The organism is Streptomyces sp. B15, assembly GCF_018070605.1.
GTDB classification, from domain to species: domain Bacteria; phylum Actinomycetota; class Actinomycetes; order Streptomycetales; family Streptomycetaceae; genus Streptomyces; species Streptomyces smyrnaeus.
In genome coordinates, this window is sequence record NZ_JAGPXJ010000031.1 from 58,753 (window position 1) to 76,776 (window position 18,024).

Here is an 18,024-nt window from a genome sequence, read left to right on the forward strand (position 1 = left end):
GTTTAACCGTACGGAGTTCGACCGTTACTTTCAGGTCGCCGGGAGGGTGGTGGACCGGTGGAGGGGTGGGGGGTCCGCTCGGTACATGTTTCCGGGGCGCACGGTCGGCTCTTGGTCCGGGGCCCGGGAGGCCCGGGGCCGGGACCTGGGCCCGGGGCCTGAGGCCCGGCGCGGCGCCCAGCAGGGGTACGCGACGTGTGGAAACGTACGGCGTACAGCGTTCGACGTACGCCGTACGGGAGCCCGCCGGGCGCCGATGCAACGGGGCCGGTTCCCCGGGGAAACCGGCGCGATACCGTTGTCGGGTGGACAACAGGGAAGCAATCGGGTCGTGGCTGTCAGGACCGCGCGCCGCGGCGGAGGAGATGGGGGCCGATTTCGGCCATCGCGGCAAGCGGCTCGGCCTCCCCGAGGACGGCCCCGGAGCCATCGCGCCGGTCGGGCGTCGAGTCGGCGCTCTCTTCATCGACTGGGCGCTCTCGGCCCTCATCGCCTACGGGCTGCTGGCGGGGCGCCGCCTGGAGGCCACCAACAACTGGGCGCTGGTCGTCTTCCTCGTCATGAGTCTGCTGACCGTCGGCACCATCGGCTCCACGCCGGGCAAGCGGCTGCTGAGGCTGCGCGTGGTCTCGCTCGACGGGCTGGGCAAGCTGCCGGTGTGGCGCACGGCGGTGCGCACGGTGCTGCTCGGCCTCGCCATCCCCGCGCTCGTCTGGGACCGCGACAACCGTGGCCTGCACGACCGGCTCTCCGGCTCCGTGCAGGTACGGACCTGAGCGAAGCGCCGCCGACACAACAGGCCGCCGACACAACAGGGTGGGGCTCCCGCCGCGGGAGCCCCACCCTGCTCGTTCTTCGAGGCTCGTTCTTCGAGCTTTCAGCGGCCCTGCGGGCCCTTGGGGAGCTTCATACCCTTGGGCATCGGGCCCTTCGGGATCGGCATGTTACTCATGAGGTCACCGAGCGCCCGGAGCCGGTCGTTGATCTGGGTGACCTCGGAGCCCTGCAGCGTACGGGGCAGCTTCAGGATCTTGACGCGCAGCTTCTTCAGCTCGACCTGGTCCTCGCCGGTGCCGACGACCAGCGTGTGGACCGGTACGTCGCCGACGACGCGGTTCATCTTCTTCTTCTCGGACGCCAGCAGTCCACGCAGCCGGTTCGAGTTGCCCTCGCCCACGAGTACGATGCCCGCCTTGCCGACCGCGCGGTGGACGACGTCCTGGCTGCGGTTCATCGCCACGGCCGGGGTGACCTGCCAGCCGCGCCCGATGTTCTCCAGCACGGCCGCCGCCGCGCCCGGCTGGCCCTCCATCTGCCCGAACGCGGCCCGCTCCGCGCGGCGCCCGAAGACGATCGCGCACGCCAGCAGGGCCAGCAGCACGCCGACGATGCCCAGGTAGACCGGGTGACCGATCAGAAAGCCGATCGCGAGGAGTACACCGAAGGTGACAAGCCCCACGCCGGCCAGGATCCAACCGATCTTCCGGTCCACGCGCCGGGTCATCTTGTACGTCTGAGCGATCTGCTTGAGCCGCCCAGGATTCTCGGTGTTGTCCTTCCTCGCCATGCGGTGAAGTTTACGTGGCAGGGCGGGCGGCTCGCTGCGCGGCCGGGGGTACGGGGGCCGCCCCCCGAAGACACCAGCACGTGGCAGGGCGGGCGGCCCGCCGCGCGGCCGGGGGTACGAGGTACGGGGTACGGCAGCCGCCCCGGCCGCGACCGGCGTCAGCCTTGGGACGTCAGCCGGGGCGGGCGGCGGTCCGACGCGGCGTTCAATACGGTTTCCGCCTCCCGCCGGGCGCGGGCCCGGCGGCGGTCCTCAAGGACCGCCGTCCACGCGTTGCGCCGGGCGACCCGCTGCCCGTTGCCGAAGAAAAGATGTTCGAGACCTTCCAGTGCCCACAGGGTGGTCCGCACTGTCCCCTCCGTCAGTCATCCGTCTGAACCGGGCGCCCCTGTCACACGGCGTGCGGCCGTGCGCACATGCGCAGTATGTGGTTTCAGCGTTACGCATTGGTGTTACCAGGCGATGACCGCAGGGTCAAAGTCCACGAAAGCCGGTGCGGCGAAGCTCACTTCGAGGGAGCCCTGCGGCGTCGCCGCCCGCCCCCGGTCGGCCCACCGTCCCACGCGGACCGACCGGGACAGAACAGGACAGAACGGACGGGCCGCCGCCTCAACCGCCGGTACCTCGGTCGGGGGCGCCCACCTGAGGTACCAGCGGCTCGACCGCCGGAGGCTCAGGCGGCGGAGGTCGTGCCCGTCTGCCGGGCCTCGACGGCCTGCTGGTAGAGGCGCCCGGCGCGGTACGAGGAGCGGACGAGCGGGCCGGACATGACGCCCGCGTAGCCGATCTCGTCGGCCTCCTGCTTCAGCTCGACGAACTCCTGCGGCTTCACCCAGCGCTCGACGGGGTGGTGCCTGGGGGTGGGGCGCAGGTACTGGGTGATGGTGATCAGCTCGGCGCCGGCCTCGTGCAGGTCGCGCAGGGCCTCGCTGATCTCCTCGCGGGTCTCGCCCAGGCCAAGGATCAGGTTGGACTTGACGACCAGTCCCGCCTCGCGGGCGCGGGTGAGGACCTCCAGGGACCGCTCGTAGCGGAAGCCGGGGCGGATGCGCTTGAAGATGCGCGGCACCGTCTCGACGTTGTGCGCCAGCACCTCGGGGCGGGAGGAGAAGACCTCGGCGAGCTGGTCGGGCTCGGCGTTGAAGTCGGGGATCAGCAGTTCGACGCCGGTGTCGGGCATCAGCCCGTGGATCTGCCGCACGGTCTCGGCGTAGAGCCAGGCGCCGCCGTCGTCGAGGTCGTCGCGGGCCACGCCGGTGATGGTCGCGTAGCGGAGCTCCATCGTGCGGACGGACTCGGCGACGCGGCGGGGCTCGTCGCGGTCGAGTTCGGCGGGCTTGCCGGTGTCGATCTGGCAGAAGTCGCAGCGGCGGGTGCACTGCTCGCCACCGATCAGGAAGGTCGCCTCGCGGTCTTCCCAGCACTCGAAGATGTTGGGGCAGCCCGCCTCCTGGCAGACCGTGTGCAGCCCCTCGCTCTTGACCAGGCTCTGGAGGGCGTTGTACTCGGGGCCCATTTTCGCCCGGGTCTTGATCCATTCGGGCTTGCGCTCGATGGGGGTCTGGCTGTTGCGGACCTCCAGGCGGAGCATCTTGCGACCGTCGGGTGCGACAGCGGACACGTCCGGCTCCCTACGTACTTTCGATTCAGCGGCGGGTATCAGCCTACGCCTGCGGATTACGGCTTTCGTACGGGCCGGAGCCCAGGAAACACCCTGGCCCGAAGGAGCCCGGGGCGCGGCCCACGGCAGCGCCCCGGGGCGGTCCCGCGCGGTGCGGCCCCGGGTGGGGCCGACGGCGGGACCGGCGGCGGCTCAGACCGCGCGGGGCAGCGGAGTCGCGGACTCCAGTACCTCGCGCAGGTGCTTCTCCATGAGAGGAAGCACCTCGGAGACCGGGACATTCCTGCCCAGCTCCTGCGAGAGCGAGGTGACGCCCGCATCGCGGATGCCACAGGGGACGATCCGGTCGAAACCGGTCGTGTCCGGGTTGCAGTTGAACGAGAAACCGTGCATGGTCACGCCCTTCGAGACGCGAATGCCGATCTGCGCGAGCTTGCGGTCCTCACCGCGCTGGCCCGCGTTGGAGGGCGCGTACTCCGGGCCCATCAGGCGCGGGTCGTAGTCCTCCTGGTTCAGCCGCGGATCGAAGTCCAGCGCCAGCCCGGAGGAGTCGCCGCCCGGCACTGTGTCCCCCGCGCCCCGGGCGGGCTTCTCGACGGCGTCGCCCAGCACCCATACGCCGCTGCGGCCCTCGACCCGCGTCGTGGCCAGGCCGAGCTCGGCACAGGCGCGGATCATGGCCTCTTCGAGACGGCGGACGTGCGCGACGACATCGACGGGGCGGGGCAGCTTCAGGATCGGGTATCCGACGAGCTGGCCCGGGCCGTGCCAGGTGATCTTGCCTCCCCGGTCGACGTCCACCACCGGGGTGCCGTCAAGCGGACGCTCGCTGTCCTCGGTGCGCCGCCCGGCCGTGTAGACCGGGGGGTGCTCCAGCATCAGACAGGTGTCGGGGATCTCGTCGGCGAAGCGTGCCGCGTGCACCCGCTTCTGCTCCTGCCAGGCGTCCAGGTAGTCGACGGCGTTGTCGCCGAATCCCAGGTGGACGAAGCGAAGTTCGCCCTCCACCGGACCGTCCGCCGGACCCGCCGGCCGGGGTTCTCCCATGCCTTCTCTCCTTCGTAAGCCCGCTTCGCACACCCGGGGTGGCGGGCTGCTCCACGCTCGCGCCCCCAGCCACTGTACGGCCGTCGCGCACCGTCCTCGCAGGTGGCTGCCCCCTCACACGTATGGATGAATGCGCGACGAAGGGGGCGATCGATGTACGAGGGACCGTTACATTCGCGCCGTTCCAGCAGGGCGCCCCGGCGTCTGACACAAGCCGTGAGGGCAGGAGACCGTAGACCTGATGACGATGGAACGACCTGGGGAGTCCGTGAACGACGCGGCCCAGCCATCCCAGCAGCGCATCCCCAACCGCCAGCTCGCCGCCCTGATCGCCGAGGCGGGCTTCTCCAACGCGGGCCTGGCCAGGCGCGTGGACCAGCTCGGACTCGAACACGGTCTTGACCTGCGCTACGACAAGACATCGGTCACCCGGTGGCTGCGCGGCCAGCAGCCCAGAGGCACCACCCCCGCCCTGATCGCCGAGGTCTTCACCCGCCGCCTGGGGCGGCGGCTGACGGCTCAGGACCTCGGCCTCGACGCGTGCGCGCCGGTGTACGCGGGGCTGGAGTTCGCGGCGACGCCCGCCGAGGCGGTGGACATCGTCAGCGGATTGTGGCGTAAGGACTCCGGCAGCCACGCCGAGCTGCGCAAGATCGCGTTCACTCCGGCCGGGCTCGTGGTACCGAGCCGGGACTGGCTGATCGGCCGGGCGGACGAGCGGGTAGCGCGCGGCCCGGAACCGGACGGCTCGGGCGGCCCCGCAGGCCCCGGAGGTCCCGGAGGTCCCGGAGGCCACGGTTCGGCCGGCGGTTCGGCGGGCCCCGGACACGGAGCCGGGCCCGGGCAGTCCGCGGCCGGCGGCGGGCTGGGCACGGCACGTGGACAGGGACCGGGGCCGGGGCACGGGCATCACGGGCCGGGGCACGGTCCCGGTCACGGCCACGGGGCTGCCGCCGGACACCCGGGGGCGGGCGGCGCGGGGCACGGCGGTGGGCTGCGGGTCCCGGCGCAGTCCCGGCTCGGCAGCGGTGCGGGAGTGGCGAACAGCCCGCCGGCGCTGGCCGCCGCGCGGCTGGACCGGGTGGAGCGCGGCCCCGGCCAGCGGGTCTCCGGCGGTGATGTGGCGGCGCTGCGCTCGGTGTGCGAACTCTTCCGCGCCCTGGACCACGCCTACGGGGGCGGGCACGCGCGGCAGGCCCTGGTGCGGTATCTGGAGCACGAGGCCGAGCCGATGCTGCGCGGCGTCTACGGGGAGCAGCTGGGCCGGCGGCTGTTCGCCGCCGCCGCGGATCTGACCCGGCTGGCGGGCTGGACCTCCTACGACATCGCGGCGCACGGTTTGGCGCAGCGCTATTTCGTCCAGGCGCTGCGGCTGACGCAGGCCGCCGGCGACCGCGCGTTCGGCGCCTATGTGCTGGTGACCATGAGCAGGCAGGCCGTCTATCTGGGGCACGGGCGCGAGGCGGTGCAGCTGGCCCGGGTCGCCCAGCAGGGCGTGGGCACCTCGGTGCCGCCGGTGGTCCAGGCGCTGCTGCACGCCGCCGAGGCGCGCGGCCACGGGGTGCTGGGCGAGGTGCGGGCCTGCACGGCGTCGCTGGCCCGCGCCGAGCGGGCGCTGGAGGCCGCCAGGCCCAGCGAGGACGTCCCCGCCTGGGCGCGGTTCTTCGACGAGGCGCAGCTGGCCGACGAGTTCGGGCACTGCCACCGGGACCTCCAGCAGTACCGTGCCGCCGCACAGCACGCCGAGCGCTCGCTCCAGCTGCGCAGCGCCGGGTTCGCCCGCAGCCGGCTGTTCTGCCGGGTGGTGCTGGCCACGGCGCGGCTGGGGCTGGGCGAGATCGAGCAGGCCTGCGCGCTGGGCGCCGAGGCGGCCCACCAGGCCGCGGAGATGCGGTCGGTCCGGGCGCACGAGTACGTACGGGACTTCGAGCGGCGGTTGGAGCCGTACCGGGACGCGGCAGCGGTGCGGCAGTACCGGGACAAGGTCTCAGCCCTGGTGTGAGCTTCGCGGAAGCTGCAGCGCGGCCGCCACGGGCAGGGTGGCGACGATGAGGACGGCCAGGACCCCGAAGGCCGCGGACAGGCTGAGGGAGAAGACCTGGGCTATGGCGCCGGTCAGCAGCGCGCCGGCGCCGTAGCCCGAGTCGAACGTCATGTTCCAGGCGGCGCTGACCGTTCCTTGGTGCTCGGGGCCGGCCCGGTGGAACATCGCCACGAGTGTGTCGTTCTGCAGCGCGCCCATGGCCAGCCCGAACGCGAGGGCTGCCGCCACCGCCGCGCCGGTTCCCGGCCCCACGGCACCGCCCGCCGCCGTCCCCCCGCCGCCGACGAGGGCGAACGCCCCCGTTCCCAGCGCGCACAGGGCCGCGCACGGCGCCATGAAGCGGCCGGTGCCGCCGCGCCGGTCGCTCCACTCCCCCGCAGCCCAGCGGCCGGCTGTCAGCGCGGCGGAGAGCGTGAGCAGCGCGGCGGGGGCGGCGTGGGGTGCGAGGGCGAGCGGCAGGAAGGACATCAGGCTGCCCAGTGCGCACACGGGGGCCAGGAGCAGGAGAACGGGCACCGCGAGAAGCCGCACGGGCAGGCGACGCACAGGGACGTGTCCGCTCCGCGAAGCCGGCGTCGAGGCGGTGTCGCTTGGCCCGGTGCCGGCCTGCGGGGCGCCCGGTACCGGGTCAGGTGCCGGGGGACGGGCCCGGGAGGGGCGGTGCCCGGCGAGGACGGCGACGCCGAGCGGGGCCGCGAGCGTCCCCAGGGCGGCGGAGGCCCAGAAGACCGGGACGAAGCCGAACTCCGCCACCGCCCACACCGCGAGCGGCACCAGCACCGCCGCCGGGAGCCCCACGGCGACGCCGTACCAGCCCACCGCCCTGCCGCGCTGTCCCGGACCGGCCAGCCGGGCGGCGAGGGCGCTGCCCGCGACGGTGACCAGGCCGAAGCCCACCCCCCGGACGGCCGAGACCGCCACCGTCCAGGGAAGTGCGGCGGTGACGGGGTAGCCCAGGGTGGGCAGGCCGATCAGCAGGGCGCCCACGCAGAGCACGCGCGGTGCCGGCAGCCGACGCAGGATACGGCCGGTGACGATCTGCGTCGCCACGGTGGTCGCCATGTGCACGGCAGTGGTCGCGCCCGCTCCGCCGTGTCCGCTGCCACCGTGTTCGGCCCACAGCGGGACGACCGAAAGCATCGGCGTGGCGCTGCCGAAGGTGGCGAAGGTGGCGGCGAGCAGGAGGAGGAAATGGCGGCTCGCCAGCCCGGGTGCGGTGGCCCCGGCACGAGGCCCGGCGGGCGGTGTGCCGTGGGGTGCGGAACGACTCGAGTGGGTGCGGCGGGAACGGACGCTGCTCATGTACGAGTTGTAGATCGCCGACACTCATCGAGTCCAACGAATGTTCTCGATCCAACCCATCGGCATCACCGATCCATACGGCTAGTCTCGGCAGGCATGGAGCTCAAACAGCTGGAGACCTTCCTCGTGGTGGCACGTCACCTCCATTTCACCCGGGCCGCACGGGAGCTGGGGTATGTGCAGTCCAGTGTCACGGCGCACATCAAGGCGCTGGAGGCGGAGTTGGGCGTGGCGCTGTTCGAACGGCTGGGGCGGCGGGTGACGCTGACCGAACCCGGCCGGGAACTGTGCGGACACGCACGCGCGCTGCTCGGTCAGGCTGAGCAGGCCCGGGAGGCGGTACGAGGCGCGGGAGAGGACCCGCACCAGGTACGGGGCACCCTGCGGGTGGCCGCTCCGGAGAGCCTGTGCGCCTACCACCTGCCGCCCGTTCTCCGCGCCATGCGCACGCGGTTCCCGCTGCTGCGGCTGGCCTTCCAGCCCGCGGGACGTGGCCCTTTGCTGGACGCCCTGGCGGAGGGCACCCTCGACGCGGGGTTCCTCCAGGAGGAGGCCGTCGACTCTCCCGGGGTGCGGGCCGAGCGGATGCGGCGCGAACCCCTCCGGCTGGTGTGCCGGCCGGAGCATCCGCTCGCCGGGAAGCCGCTGGTCTCCACCGCCGAGTTGGCGGGCGAGACCGTGCTGCTGCTGGAGCCCGGGTGCGTCCAGCGGGTGGTGATGGAACGCGAACTGAGCCGGGCGGGGCTGTCTCCGCAGACAATCGAGTTCTTCAGTCTGGAGGCGCTGCGGCGGTGTGCGGCGGCGGGGCTGGGGGTGGGCCTGGCTCCGGCGTCCTCGGTGGACGAGGAGATCGCCCGGGGTGAGCTGGCCGTACTGCCGTGGGAACACGAGCCCGTGCTGGACATCTTCTTCGTCCGCCACGCCGCCCGCGCGATGACACCCGCGGTGCGGGAGCTGGCCGGGCTGGCGCGCGAGCTGTGGTCCGAGGCGGAGCCTCGGACGTGACGGCGGTCAGGCCGGGGCCAGGGGGCGGCAGGGGATCTCCATGGTGACCATCGTGGGGCCGCCCGGCGGGCTGCTGAGGGCCAGGATGCCGTCGAACGGGCCCAGCCGGCGCTCGATACCGGCGATGCCCGAGCCGTGGGAGACGTCGGCGCCACCCTGCCCGTCGTCGGTGACGGCTATCCGGAGCATGCCGCCCGCGTCGTCGGTGTAGTGGATGTCCAGCCAGATGTGCTCCGCCTCGGCGTGCTTGACCGCGTTGGTCAGGACCTCGCTGACCGCGAAGTAGGCGGCCGACTCGACCGGTTCCGCGAACCGGCCGGGCAGCTCGACATCGACCTCGACGGGCAGCTGCATCCGCAGGGCGAGGGCTTCCGCGGCGTCGCCCAGGCCGCGTTCGGCGAGTACGGGTGGGTGGATGCCGCGTACCAGGTCGCGTAGTTCGGTGAGTGCCTCGGCGGAGTTCTCCCTCGCCTGGGCGATCATCTGCTTGGCCTTGGCCGGATCGTGTTCGATCAGGGCTTCGATGGTGCCCAGGCTCATTCCCATGGCGACCAGCCGGGCCTGCGCGCCGTCGTGCAGATCCCGCTCGATACGGCGCAACTCCGCGGCCGAACTGTCCACCGCGTCATGCCGCGTCTCGTACAACTGCTCCACCCGGTGGGCGAGCCGGGCGCCGCGGGTGGGGGCGAGCAGCCCGCGGGCCAGCTGGAAGTGGGCGGTGATCAGATGCGGGTTGGCGTAGAGGCCGAGCAGCAGCACGAAGCTGCCGAGAGCCGCGCACTGTGCCGCGTCGCCGAAGGTGTCCAGATGGATGAAGCCGTACCAGTAGTCACCGGCCACGGCGCGCCATACGCCCGCGAACATCACCCAGCCCTCGATGCCGTAGCCGATCAGCGCCACCGGCAGCAGCGCCAGCACGAAGCCGAAGACGGCATCGGTGATCAGCCAGACGAAGTCCCGCCAGGTGGCCGGGTCCTTGAGCATGATAACGCAGCACTCGACATGGCCCGTCACTCCGCGTGGGCCGGGCGGCAGCGGTCGGTACGGGGGGCCGATGTGCAGGCCCGCCCATTCGCCGGCCAGGGCGCGGCGCTGGTTGGCGTGCATCCGCACGAGGTGCAGCAGCCAGGGGGTGGTGAAGACCCCCAGGCCCAGCAGCATCAGCACCATGGAGACCAGCGTCAGCAGGAACAGGGCAAGGGAGACGCCGAGGGACAGGACCATCAGCACGAGGCCGCGGGCGGTCGCCAGCAGCGCTGCGGCCGGGCTTCCCGCACGCCGCCGCTGCCGGTGCGGATGCGGGTGCGGGGCCTGCCGCTCCGCGCCGTCGCTCCACCCCGTCGCCGTGCCCTTGGCCTCGGTCACCTTCGTCCCGCTCACTTCTCGTACCCGCTCACCACTCGCCCCCGGCTCCGTCGGTCACCATCGGCCCCCGTGCCACCTTCCGGCACTCTGCCAGTCTGCCCCCGGCGCCGGGGCCGCGCACTGGCCCGGGCTCCCGTCCCGTAGGTAGACCTAGCACCACCACGCGGCTCGCCTTTTCCTTCTCCACCAGGGGTGCTCGTGCCTCCCGGTTACGGGTGCTCGGCGGCTGTGGCCGCCGGCCCGCCGTTTCTAGCGTCGGTACTGCCCAGCAAAGGCAGCTCCAGCGGCTGGAACAGGCCACCGGCGGAGCCACGGAAACGGGGAGAGCCCGATGCGCAGACCATCGACACCCACCACCTCTCGCAGCGGAAGGGAGGTGCCCGGCCGGCCGCCCCGCCAGGGGCTCGCCGCGCGGCTCGGCGGCTGGAGCACCCGGCACCGCAAGACGGCGGTCTTCGGCTGGCTGCTCTTCGTCGTGCTCGCCGCGGTGCTCGGTGGGATGGCGGGGCTGACCGAACCCACCGACAGCGAGCAGTCCGTACGGGACTCGGCGCGGGCGACCGCCATCCTGGAGGAGGCGGGGATCGACGAGCCGCCGGCCGAGTCGGTGATGGTCTCCAGCGCCGACAAGGACGGCTGGCGGGCGACCGCGAGGGAGGTCGTCCGGGCCGTCGAGGACACCGGCCGGGTCGAGAACGTCAGTGACCCCCTCCCCTCCCGGGACGGCAAGGCGGGCCTCATCGGCTTCGAGATGCGGGGCGACCCGGACTCGACCGACGAGAAGCCCATCAACGAGGTCATCGACGCGGTCGGCGAGGTCCGCGCGGCCCACAGCGGCGACGGCGTGGAGATCCACCAGTACGGCGAGGCCAGCGCCACGAAGTGGCTGAACAAGATCCTCGGTGAGGACTTCGCCAAGGCCGAGTGGACGGCCGTTCCGCTGGCGCTGGGCATCCTGCTGGTGGCCTTCGGCGCGCTGGTGGCCGCACTGCTGCCGGTGGCACTCGCACTGACCGCGTTCCTCGCCGCGAACGGCATCCTCGCTCTGGTCTCCAGCCAGCTGCACATCGACCAGACGACCAACTCCGTGATGCTGCTGATGGGGCTCGCCGTCGGCGTCGACTACTGCCTGTTCTATCTGCGGCGGGAGCGGGACGAGCGGGCCGCCGGACGGGACGCGGACACGGCCCTGCGGATCGCCGCGGCCACCAGCGGCCGTGCCGTGCTGGTGTCGGGTGTGACGGTGATGGTGGCGATGGCGGGCATGTTCCTGTCGGGGCTGCTGCTGTTCAAGGGTTTCGCCGTCGCCACGATCCTGGTCGTCTTCATCGCGATGCTCGGCTCGGTGACCATCCTGCCCGCGCTGCTGTCCTGGCTCGGCGACCGTGTCGACAAGGGCAAGGTCCCCTTCCTGGGAGGCCGGAAGAGCGACCGTGCCGCGGGGCGGCGCAAGCCCGCGGGACGCGTCTCCGCAGCGCTGCTGCGCCCGGTGCTGGCGGCTCCGGGGCTGTTCGCCGTCCTGGCCGCGGTGGTGATGCTGGCGCTGGCCGCGCCCGCGCTCGGGATGAAGACCGAACAGCTCTCCCTCGACAAGCAGATGCCCAAGGGCACCGAACTGCGGGTCAGCGCCGAGAAGATCAGCGAGACCTTCCCCGGCGGCCCGGCACCGGCCCGCGTCGTCCTCAAGGCCGACGACATCCGCTCGGCCGGGGTCCGCGCGGCGCTCACGGACTTCGAGAAGACGGTCCGCGAGGACACCGGCCACTTCGGCCGGGGCGTGGAGACCGCCGTGCATCCGAAGCAGAACGTGGCGGTCGTCGACGTCCCCCTGGCGGGCGACGGCACCGACGAGACCTCCCTCGCCGCGCTCGACACCCTGCGCGGCACGCTCGTACCGGAGAAGCTGGCACCGGTCGCCGCCGACGGGCAGGTCTACGTCACCGGGGAGCTCGCGGGCTCCAAGGACTTCAACGACCAACTGAAGGACGGCATCGTGCCGGTGTTCGTCTTCATCACCGTCGTCACCTTCCTGCTGATGCTCGTCTGCTTCCGCTCGGTGCCCATCGCGCTGGCCTCGATCATTCTCAATCTGCTCTCGGTGGGTGCGGCCTACGGGGTGATGACGGCGGTCTTCCAGCACGGCTGGGGCGCCGAGCTGTTCGGCACGGAGGCGGTCGGCGCGATCGAGTCGTGGATGCCGCTGTTCGTCCTGGTCGTCCTGTTCGGTCTGTCGATGGACTACCACGTCTTCGTGGTCTCCCGGATCCGGGAGGCGAAGGACCGGGGCATGAGCACCCGGGAGGCGATCCGCGACGGGATCCGGGCCACCGCCTCGGCGGTGACCGGTGCGGCGCTCATCATGGTGGCCGTCTTCGCGGTCTTCGCGACACTGTCGATGCAGGACATGAAGCAGATGGGGGTCGGCCTGTCGGTGGCCGTCTTCCTGGACGCCACCGTGGTGCGGATGGTGCTGCTGCCCGCGGTGATGATGCTGCTGGGCGAGCGGAACTGGTATCTGCCGCGCTGGCTGCACCGGCTGCCGCGGATGGAGCACGGTGAGGCCGGCGCACCGGTCACCGCCTCGCCCTCGCCGGACGGGAGCACGCCGCTGGAGGCGTGGGGCGCCGGGCCCTACGGACGCCCGCAGCAGGGCACGGACCGGCCCTCGGAGCAGGTCCGCTGACGGAGGCTGTGCGAGCGAACGGGGGCGGCGCCCTGCGGCACATCGCAGGGCGCCGCCCCCGGTCGCGGCGGGAGACCGCCCCCGGTCGCCGCCGCCGCAGCGCGCGCCCCCGCAGCAGCGGGTCGACGACAGCCGCCGGGTCGTCGGCGGCGCCCATCCGGCAGGTGCCCGCCGGATGGTAGACGGTGTGCGCCACGCGCCTGCCGTACTCCGACAGTTCGGCGTCCGTGCTCACCCGCAGGCCCGGGGCGATCTCCTGCTTCAGCCAGTCGCGCAGCGGCGCGGCGTTAGCCACCTCGCGGGCCAGGCGCAGCCCGTCGACGATGGTCTGTTCGTCGTGGCCGTCCGGGTCGGTGAAGTAGCGGAAGTCGAGGGCGGGGTGGGTGGCCGGGTCGGAGCTGCGCAGCCACAGCCGCCCGCTGGAGCGGGCACGCGGCACGTTCGGGGTCATGCACACCCCGTGCGGGGGTGTGGGGTAGCCCAGGCGCTCTGTGTTGACGGTGAACGGCACCTGGTAGAAGTGCCACATCAAATCGGGCCGGGGCCGGCTGGTGTCGCGCCGTACGAACAGTCCGGCGTCGGAGTCCATCGCGGAGTTGGGCGGCAGCGGCTCGTGGGTCTCCCACACGATCACCGACTCGGGGTGGTCGAGCAGGTTCTCCCCCACACCGGGCAGCTCGGCGCGCACCTCGATGCCGAGGGCGCGCAGCTCGTCGGCGGGGCCGATACCGGAGAGCAGCAGGAGTCGCGGGGTGTCCACGGCCCCGGCGCACAGCAGCAGTTCGCGCTCGGCGCGTACCGTGCCCGTGCTGCCGTCGGCGTACCGCACCCGGACGCGGGTGAGCCGCCCGGCGCCGTCGGATGCCAGCTGGTAGGCCCAGGTGCGCAGTTTCAGCGTCAGATTGGGCCGCTTGTCCATGATCGGGTGTAGGTAGGCGACGGAGGCCGAGGAGCGTTTGTTGGTCTCCGGGTCGTAGGCGAGGGAGAAGAAGCCGACGCCGTCGGAGAAGGGGCGGCGGTTGAAGTCGTCGATGACGGGCACGTGCAGCGCGTCGGCGGCGGCGGTCACGAAGTCCCGGGCGATGGGGTTACGGTCCGCCTCACCGACGGGAACGATGTTGTTGCGCAGCCGCTTGCGGTACGGCAGGACGGTCACCGGGTCCCAGCCGGCGCAGCCCATCCCCACCCACTCGTCCAGGTCCTCGGGGAAGGGGAGGAAGCTGATGAGCGTGTTGTGCGAGGAGCAGCCGCCCAGCACCTTGGCCCGGGAGTGGACGATGTGCGAGTTGCCGCGGGGCTGTTCGGTGGTGGTGTAGCCGTAGTCGTACTCCGACTCCAGGAGGTTGATCCAGTTGCGCAGCCGCAGCACCTGTTCGTCGCCGACGTCGCTGGGCCCGCCCTCGATGACGCACACCCGGCAGTCGGGGTCCTCGCTCAGCCGGGCGGCGAGCACGGAGCCGGCCGTGCCCCCGCCGACGATGACGTAGTCGTAGGTGTGCTCGTCGCCGGAGCGGCTTGCGTCGTTCGCGTTCATACCGGTCGGTGTTCCTCTCCTGCCGTCTCGTGCCTCAGCCCTTGAACCAGCCGGAGGGGGCCGGTGAGAGGTTCTGGTAGATGTGTTTGGCCTCCTGGTACTCGCGCAGCCCGGTCGGCCCCAGTTCGCGGCCGATGCCCGAGCGGCCGAAGCCGCCCCACTCGGCCTGGGGTACGTACGGGTGGAAGTCGTTGATCCAGATCGTGCCGTGCCGCAGCCGGTTGGCGACCCGCTGGGCGCGGCCCGCGTCGCTCGTCCACACCCCGCCGGCCAGCCCGTAGCGGGTGTCGTTGGCCAGCTCGACGGCCTCGTCCTCGGTGCGGAACCGCTCGACGGTGACGACCGGGCCGAAGATCTCCTCCTGGACGATGCGCATCGAGCGGTCGCAGTCGGCGTAGACGGTCGGCAGCAGGAAGTACCCGTTGGCCAGTTCGGGGTCGTCCGGGCGGCGCCCGCCGGTGACCAGCCGGGCGCCCTCCTCGCGGGCGATCTCCAGATAGCTCTCCACCTTGGCGCGGTGTTCGGCCGAGCTGAGCGGCCCCGATTCGGTCATCGGCTCCAGCCCGTTGCCGAGCCGGATGCCGCTGGCCCGGGCGCCCAGCGCCGCCACGAACTCGTCGTGGATGCTCTCTTGCACCAGCAGCCGCGAACCGGCCGAGCAGACCTGGCCGGAGTGGAGGAAGGCGGCGTCCAGCGCATAGTCGACGGCGGCGGCGAAGTCCGCGTCGTCGAAGACCACGTTGGGGTTCTTGCCGCCCAGCTCCAGGGCGAGGTTCTTGACGTCGGGCGCGACGCTCTCCATGATCTTCCGCCCGGTCGACAGTCCGCCCGTGAAGGAGACCAGGTCCACCTCGGGGTGGGTGGTCAGGGCGGCGCCGACCGTCGCACCGGAGCCGAGCACCAGATTGGCCACCCCGGGCGGCGCTCCGGCCTCCGCGATCAGACGGATCATGGCGATGGTGGACAGCGGCGTCGTCTCGCTGGGCTTGAGCACGAGCGTGTTACCGGCGGCCAGCGCGGGGGCGACCTTCCAGGACGCCTGCAGCAGCGGATAGTTCCACGGTGCGATCAGGCCGCAGACGCCGACCGGGTTGTAGACGACGCGGCTGAGCACGTCGGGGCCCACGTCCACCACCCGGCCGCCGTCCTTGCCTGCCAGCTCGGCGTAGTAGCGGAAGGCGTTCGCGACGTCCTCGATGTCGAGGCGGGCCTCGGTGAGCGTCTTGCCGGTGTCGAGGGTCTCGGTGCGGGCGATCTCCTCCTGGTCGCGGAGCAGGAGCTCGTGCACGCGGTGGAGGACGTCGGCGCGGCGCCGGGTGGGCGCCGAGGACCAGTCGGCCCGCTCGAAGGCCCGCTTGGCCGCGCGTACGGCCAGGTCGACATCGGTCTCGTCGGCCTCGTCGACCGTGGTGATCACGGAGGCGTCGAACGGGTTGATCACGTCCCGCCGCCCGCCAGCGGTGGCTTGCCGCCACTCCCCGTCGATGAACAGCTCAGCCATCGCCCGTCTCCCTCGCTCGCACCTGACCGGCGCCAAGATTGCGCCAGGGCCGCGCCGCTGGCCACGGGGCGCACCGGACAAGGGCGCCTGCCCGGCGATATTCGGCACCGATGGGGCAATCCGGGCCATGCCGTCGCCGTCCCGGGGTGCCCCGGGCGCTCCGGGACGGCCGGGCGGGACCTCGTACGCTGCTCGGTATGAAGTTCGGACTGCTGGGGACAGGGCCCTGGGCGGAGCGCACTCACGGACCCGCGCTGGCCGCCCACGACGAGGTGGAGCTGGTCGGGGTGTGGGGGCGGCGCCCCGAACCCACCGGAGCGCTCGCCGCCCGGCTGGAGACCCGGCCGTACGCCGACCTCGACGCGCTCCTCGACGCCTGCGACGCGGTCGCCGTCGCGCTCCCCCCTGACGTACAGGCACCGCTCGCCGTCCGCGCGGCCGACGCCGGCTGCCATCTGCTGCTCGACAAGCCCGTCGCCACCACGCCCGACGCCGCCCGTGGCGTCGCCGAAGCGGTCGAGCGGGCCGGGGTCGGCTGCGTCGTCTTCTTCACGCTGCACTTCTGCGTCTCGACCGGCGACTGGCTGCGCGAGCAGGCCGCGGTCGACGGCTGGCGGATCGGGCGCGCCGACTGGCTCTCCCCCGTCTTCGGCGGCGCCGACTCGCCGTACACCGCCTCCCCCTGGCGGCGTGAGAAGGGCGCCCTGTGGGACGTGGGTCCGCACGCGCTGTCGGTACTGCTGCCGCTGCTCGGCCCCGTCGAGGAGGTGACGGCGGCGCCCGGCGGCTTCGGAGACACCGTGCACCTCGCGCTGCGGCACACCTCTGGGGCCTCCAGCACCTGCACGCTGACCCACTCGGTGCCGCCCGCCGCTGCGGGGGTCACCGCCGAGGTGCGGGGCGCCGCGGGCGTCGCCGAGCTGCCGCTGCGCGACGAGGCACCCGCCGCCTCCTTCGCCCGCGCGGTCGACGCCCTGCTGACGGCGGCCCGCACCGGTGAGGAACACCTGTGCGGGGCACGCTTCGCGGAGACGGTCACTTCGGTGCTGCACTCGGCACAGCGGCAGTTGCCGGCCCGGTGAGGCCGCCCCGGGCGCGGACGGGCAGCGAGGCGAGGGCGAACGAGCACAGCATCAGCGCCGTCGCCGCCGCCGGCACGTACCGGACACCGGCCGCGCCGATGACGGCGCCGCCCAGCGCCCCTGCCACACCGGTGCCCAGATAGAGGCCCGAGATGTTCAGCGCCAGCGCCGTCATCCCCGCCTCCGGCCCGGCCGCCGCCAGCACACCGGCCTGCACCGGCGGGTTGAGCCCCCAGGCGAAGACCGCCCAGCAGCCGACGACGACGGCCAGCACCACCGGGCCGCCCGCACCGCTGAAGACCAGCACCGTCGCCACCGCCAGCGTCAGCGTGTGCCCGCCGAGCACCAGCCGCAGCCCGCGGTCCGGCCCCCAGGCGTCCGTGGCGCGGCCCGCCAGCAGCGCCCCGGCGAGCCCGGCCGCGCCGACGAGGAAGAGCAGGAAGGACAGCAGCCCCCAGGAGCCGGAGGCGACCTCGGCCGTGTAGGCGCCCAAGTAGGTGTAGAACATCAGCCCACCGCTCGCCGCCAGGAACGTCACCGCCACCATGCGCAGCACGGCCGGCTCCCGCAGTGGGGCGAGGCGGCGGCGCAGCGGTGCCGGCTCCCCGCCCGGCACGGCCGGTGCGGTGGCCGCCACGCCCAGCGCGGCGACGGCGCCGACGGCGGCGATCAGCCAGAAGGTGGCCCGCCAGCCGAACGCGCCGCCGAGCCAGGAGCCGACGGGCACCCCGGTGAACAGGGCCGCGGTCATCCCCGCCGTGACGACGCCGAGGTAGCGGCCCTGTGCGCCCTGAGGCGCTCCGGCGGCGGCGGTGGCGAACGCCGCCGCGGTGACGACCGCCGCGCACAGCGCCGCGACCACCCGGGCCGCCATCAGCCACCAGTAGCCCGGCGCGAGGGCCGCCGCGACGTTCGCGACGACGAAGAGCGCCAGCCCGGCGGCCGTCACCGTACGGCGGGGAAGGCGGGCGCACACCACGGCGAGCGTGGGAGCGCCGAGCGCGTAGACGACGGCGAAGACGGTCACCAGCTGGCCCGCAGCCGGGACGCCGACGTTCAGATCGTCGGCGATCTGCGGCAGGACGCCCGCGATGATGAACTCGTCGGTGGCGGTGGCCAGCAGGGTGAGGAAGAGGACGAAGAGCCAGCCGGGCAGGCGGCCGCTCGCGGATCCGTGTGCGGTACTCATGCGGCGCACGGTAGGTAGTGACACCGGTGTCACCTGCAAGTGCGCGGCGCCGCCGGCGGGGGGGGCCGGGGGCCGCGGGGCCCG

At 72.9% G+C, this 18,024-nt stretch carries 14 protein-coding genes; 5 read left to right on the top strand and 9 right to left on the bottom strand.

The genetic code is table 11. The annotated features are described in order from the left end of the window. Positions 1 to 305: 305 nt before the first annotated feature. Entirely contained in the window at positions 306 to 776 is a 471-nt protein-coding gene (locus tag KBY19_RS16585; RefSeq protein WP_099880131.1) for an RDD family protein, read from the top strand. A 101-nt stretch (positions 777 to 877) separates the two neighbouring features. On the opposite strand, the gene KBY19_RS16590 is transcribed toward KBY19_RS16585, so the two are convergent. From KBY19_RS16590 to lipB, 4 genes are all read right to left on the bottom strand, one after another. Continuing rightward, positions 878 to 1,567 carry a DUF4191 domain-containing protein gene (locus KBY19_RS16590; protein ID WP_099880133.1) on the bottom strand — a complete coding sequence of 230 codons (690 nt, stop codon included), beginning with the start codon at positions 1,565 to 1,567 and terminating at the stop codon, positions 878 to 880. A gap of 158 nt (positions 1,568 to 1,725) precedes the next feature. Continuing rightward, the gene (locus tag KBY19_RS16595) at positions 1,726 to 1,917 is read right to left on the bottom strand and encodes a hypothetical protein (protein ID WP_099880135.1); all 192 of its coding nucleotides are present in this window, start codon (positions 1,915 to 1,917) and stop codon (positions 1,726 to 1,728) included. 323 nt (positions 1,918 to 2,240) lie between these two features. Further along, positions 2,241 to 3,188: a lipoyl synthase gene (lipA, locus tag KBY19_RS16600; protein ID WP_099880137.1), complete on the bottom strand. Its 948-nt coding sequence runs from the start codon at positions 3,186 to 3,188 to the stop codon at positions 2,241 to 2,243. A 192-nt stretch (positions 3,189 to 3,380) separates the two neighbouring features. Continuing rightward, complete coding sequence (lipB, locus tag KBY19_RS16605; RefSeq protein WP_099880139.1) at positions 3,381 to 4,235, bottom strand: lipoyl(octanoyl) transferase LipB; 855 nt, start codon at positions 4,233 to 4,235, stop codon at positions 3,381 to 3,383. A gap of 241 nt (positions 4,236 to 4,476) precedes the next feature. Here lipB and KBY19_RS16610 point away from each other — a divergent pair, with 241 nt between their 5' ends. Then, the gene (locus KBY19_RS16610) at positions 4,477 to 6,237 is read left to right on the top strand and encodes a regulator (RefSeq protein WP_210966041.1); all 1,761 of its coding nucleotides are present in this window, start codon (positions 4,477 to 4,479) and stop codon (positions 6,235 to 6,237) included. On the opposite strand, the gene KBY19_RS16615 is transcribed toward KBY19_RS16610, so the two are convergent. Further along, entirely contained in the window at positions 6,223 to 7,581 is a 1,359-nt protein-coding gene (locus KBY19_RS16615; RefSeq protein ID WP_210966042.1) for an MFS transporter, read from the bottom strand. The genes KBY19_RS16610 and KBY19_RS16615 overlap by 15 nt on opposite strands. A gap of 96 nt (positions 7,582 to 7,677) precedes the next feature. On the opposite strand from KBY19_RS16615, the gene KBY19_RS16620 reads away from it, so the two are divergent. Further along, a complete protein-coding gene (locus KBY19_RS16620) occupies positions 7,678 to 8,586 on the top strand; it encodes a LysR family transcriptional regulator (RefSeq protein ID WP_099880143.1) in 909 nt (302 codons plus the stop codon). Between the two features lie 6 nt (positions 8,587 to 8,592). Here KBY19_RS16620 and KBY19_RS16625 read toward each other — a convergent pair whose 3' ends face one another. Next, positions 8,593 to 9,810 (bottom strand): sensor histidine kinase, encoded by a 1,218-nt coding sequence (locus KBY19_RS16625; protein WP_210966045.1) that lies wholly within the window; start codon positions 9,808 to 9,810, stop codon positions 8,593 to 8,595. Positions 9,811 to 10,282: 472 nt separating this feature from the next. On the opposite strand from KBY19_RS16625, the gene KBY19_RS16630 reads away from it, so the two are divergent. Continuing rightward, positions 10,283 to 12,634, top strand: a complete 2,352-nt coding sequence (locus KBY19_RS16630; protein WP_210957383.1) for an MMPL family transporter — start codon at positions 10,283 to 10,285, stop codon at positions 12,632 to 12,634. Here the strand turns inward: KBY19_RS16630 and KBY19_RS16635 are convergent. Continuing rightward, entirely contained in the window at positions 12,525 to 14,168 is a 1,644-nt protein-coding gene (locus tag KBY19_RS16635) for a GMC family oxidoreductase (RefSeq protein WP_247691044.1), read from the bottom strand. The genes KBY19_RS16630 and KBY19_RS16635 overlap by 110 nt on opposite strands. Positions 14,169 to 14,202: 34 nt before the next feature. Continuing rightward, a complete protein-coding gene (locus KBY19_RS16640) occupies positions 14,203 to 15,669 on the bottom strand; it encodes an aldehyde dehydrogenase family protein (RefSeq protein ID WP_099880150.1) in 1,467 nt (488 codons plus the stop codon). Positions 15,670 to 15,866: 197 nt separating this feature from the next. On the opposite strand from KBY19_RS16640, the gene KBY19_RS16645 reads away from it, so the two are divergent. Beyond that, the gene (locus tag KBY19_RS16645) at positions 15,867 to 16,751 is read left to right on the top strand and encodes a Gfo/Idh/MocA family protein (protein WP_099880152.1); all 885 of its coding nucleotides are present in this window, start codon (positions 15,867 to 15,869) and stop codon (positions 16,749 to 16,751) included. Here the strand turns inward: KBY19_RS16645 and KBY19_RS16650 are convergent. Further along, positions 16,705 to 17,940, bottom strand: coding sequence for an MFS transporter (locus KBY19_RS16650; RefSeq protein ID WP_185016704.1), 1,236 nt, complete (start codon positions 17,938 to 17,940; stop codon positions 16,705 to 16,707). The two genes, KBY19_RS16645 and KBY19_RS16650, sit on opposite strands and share 47 nt — an antisense overlap. Positions 17,941 to 18,024 lie beyond the last annotated feature (84 nt).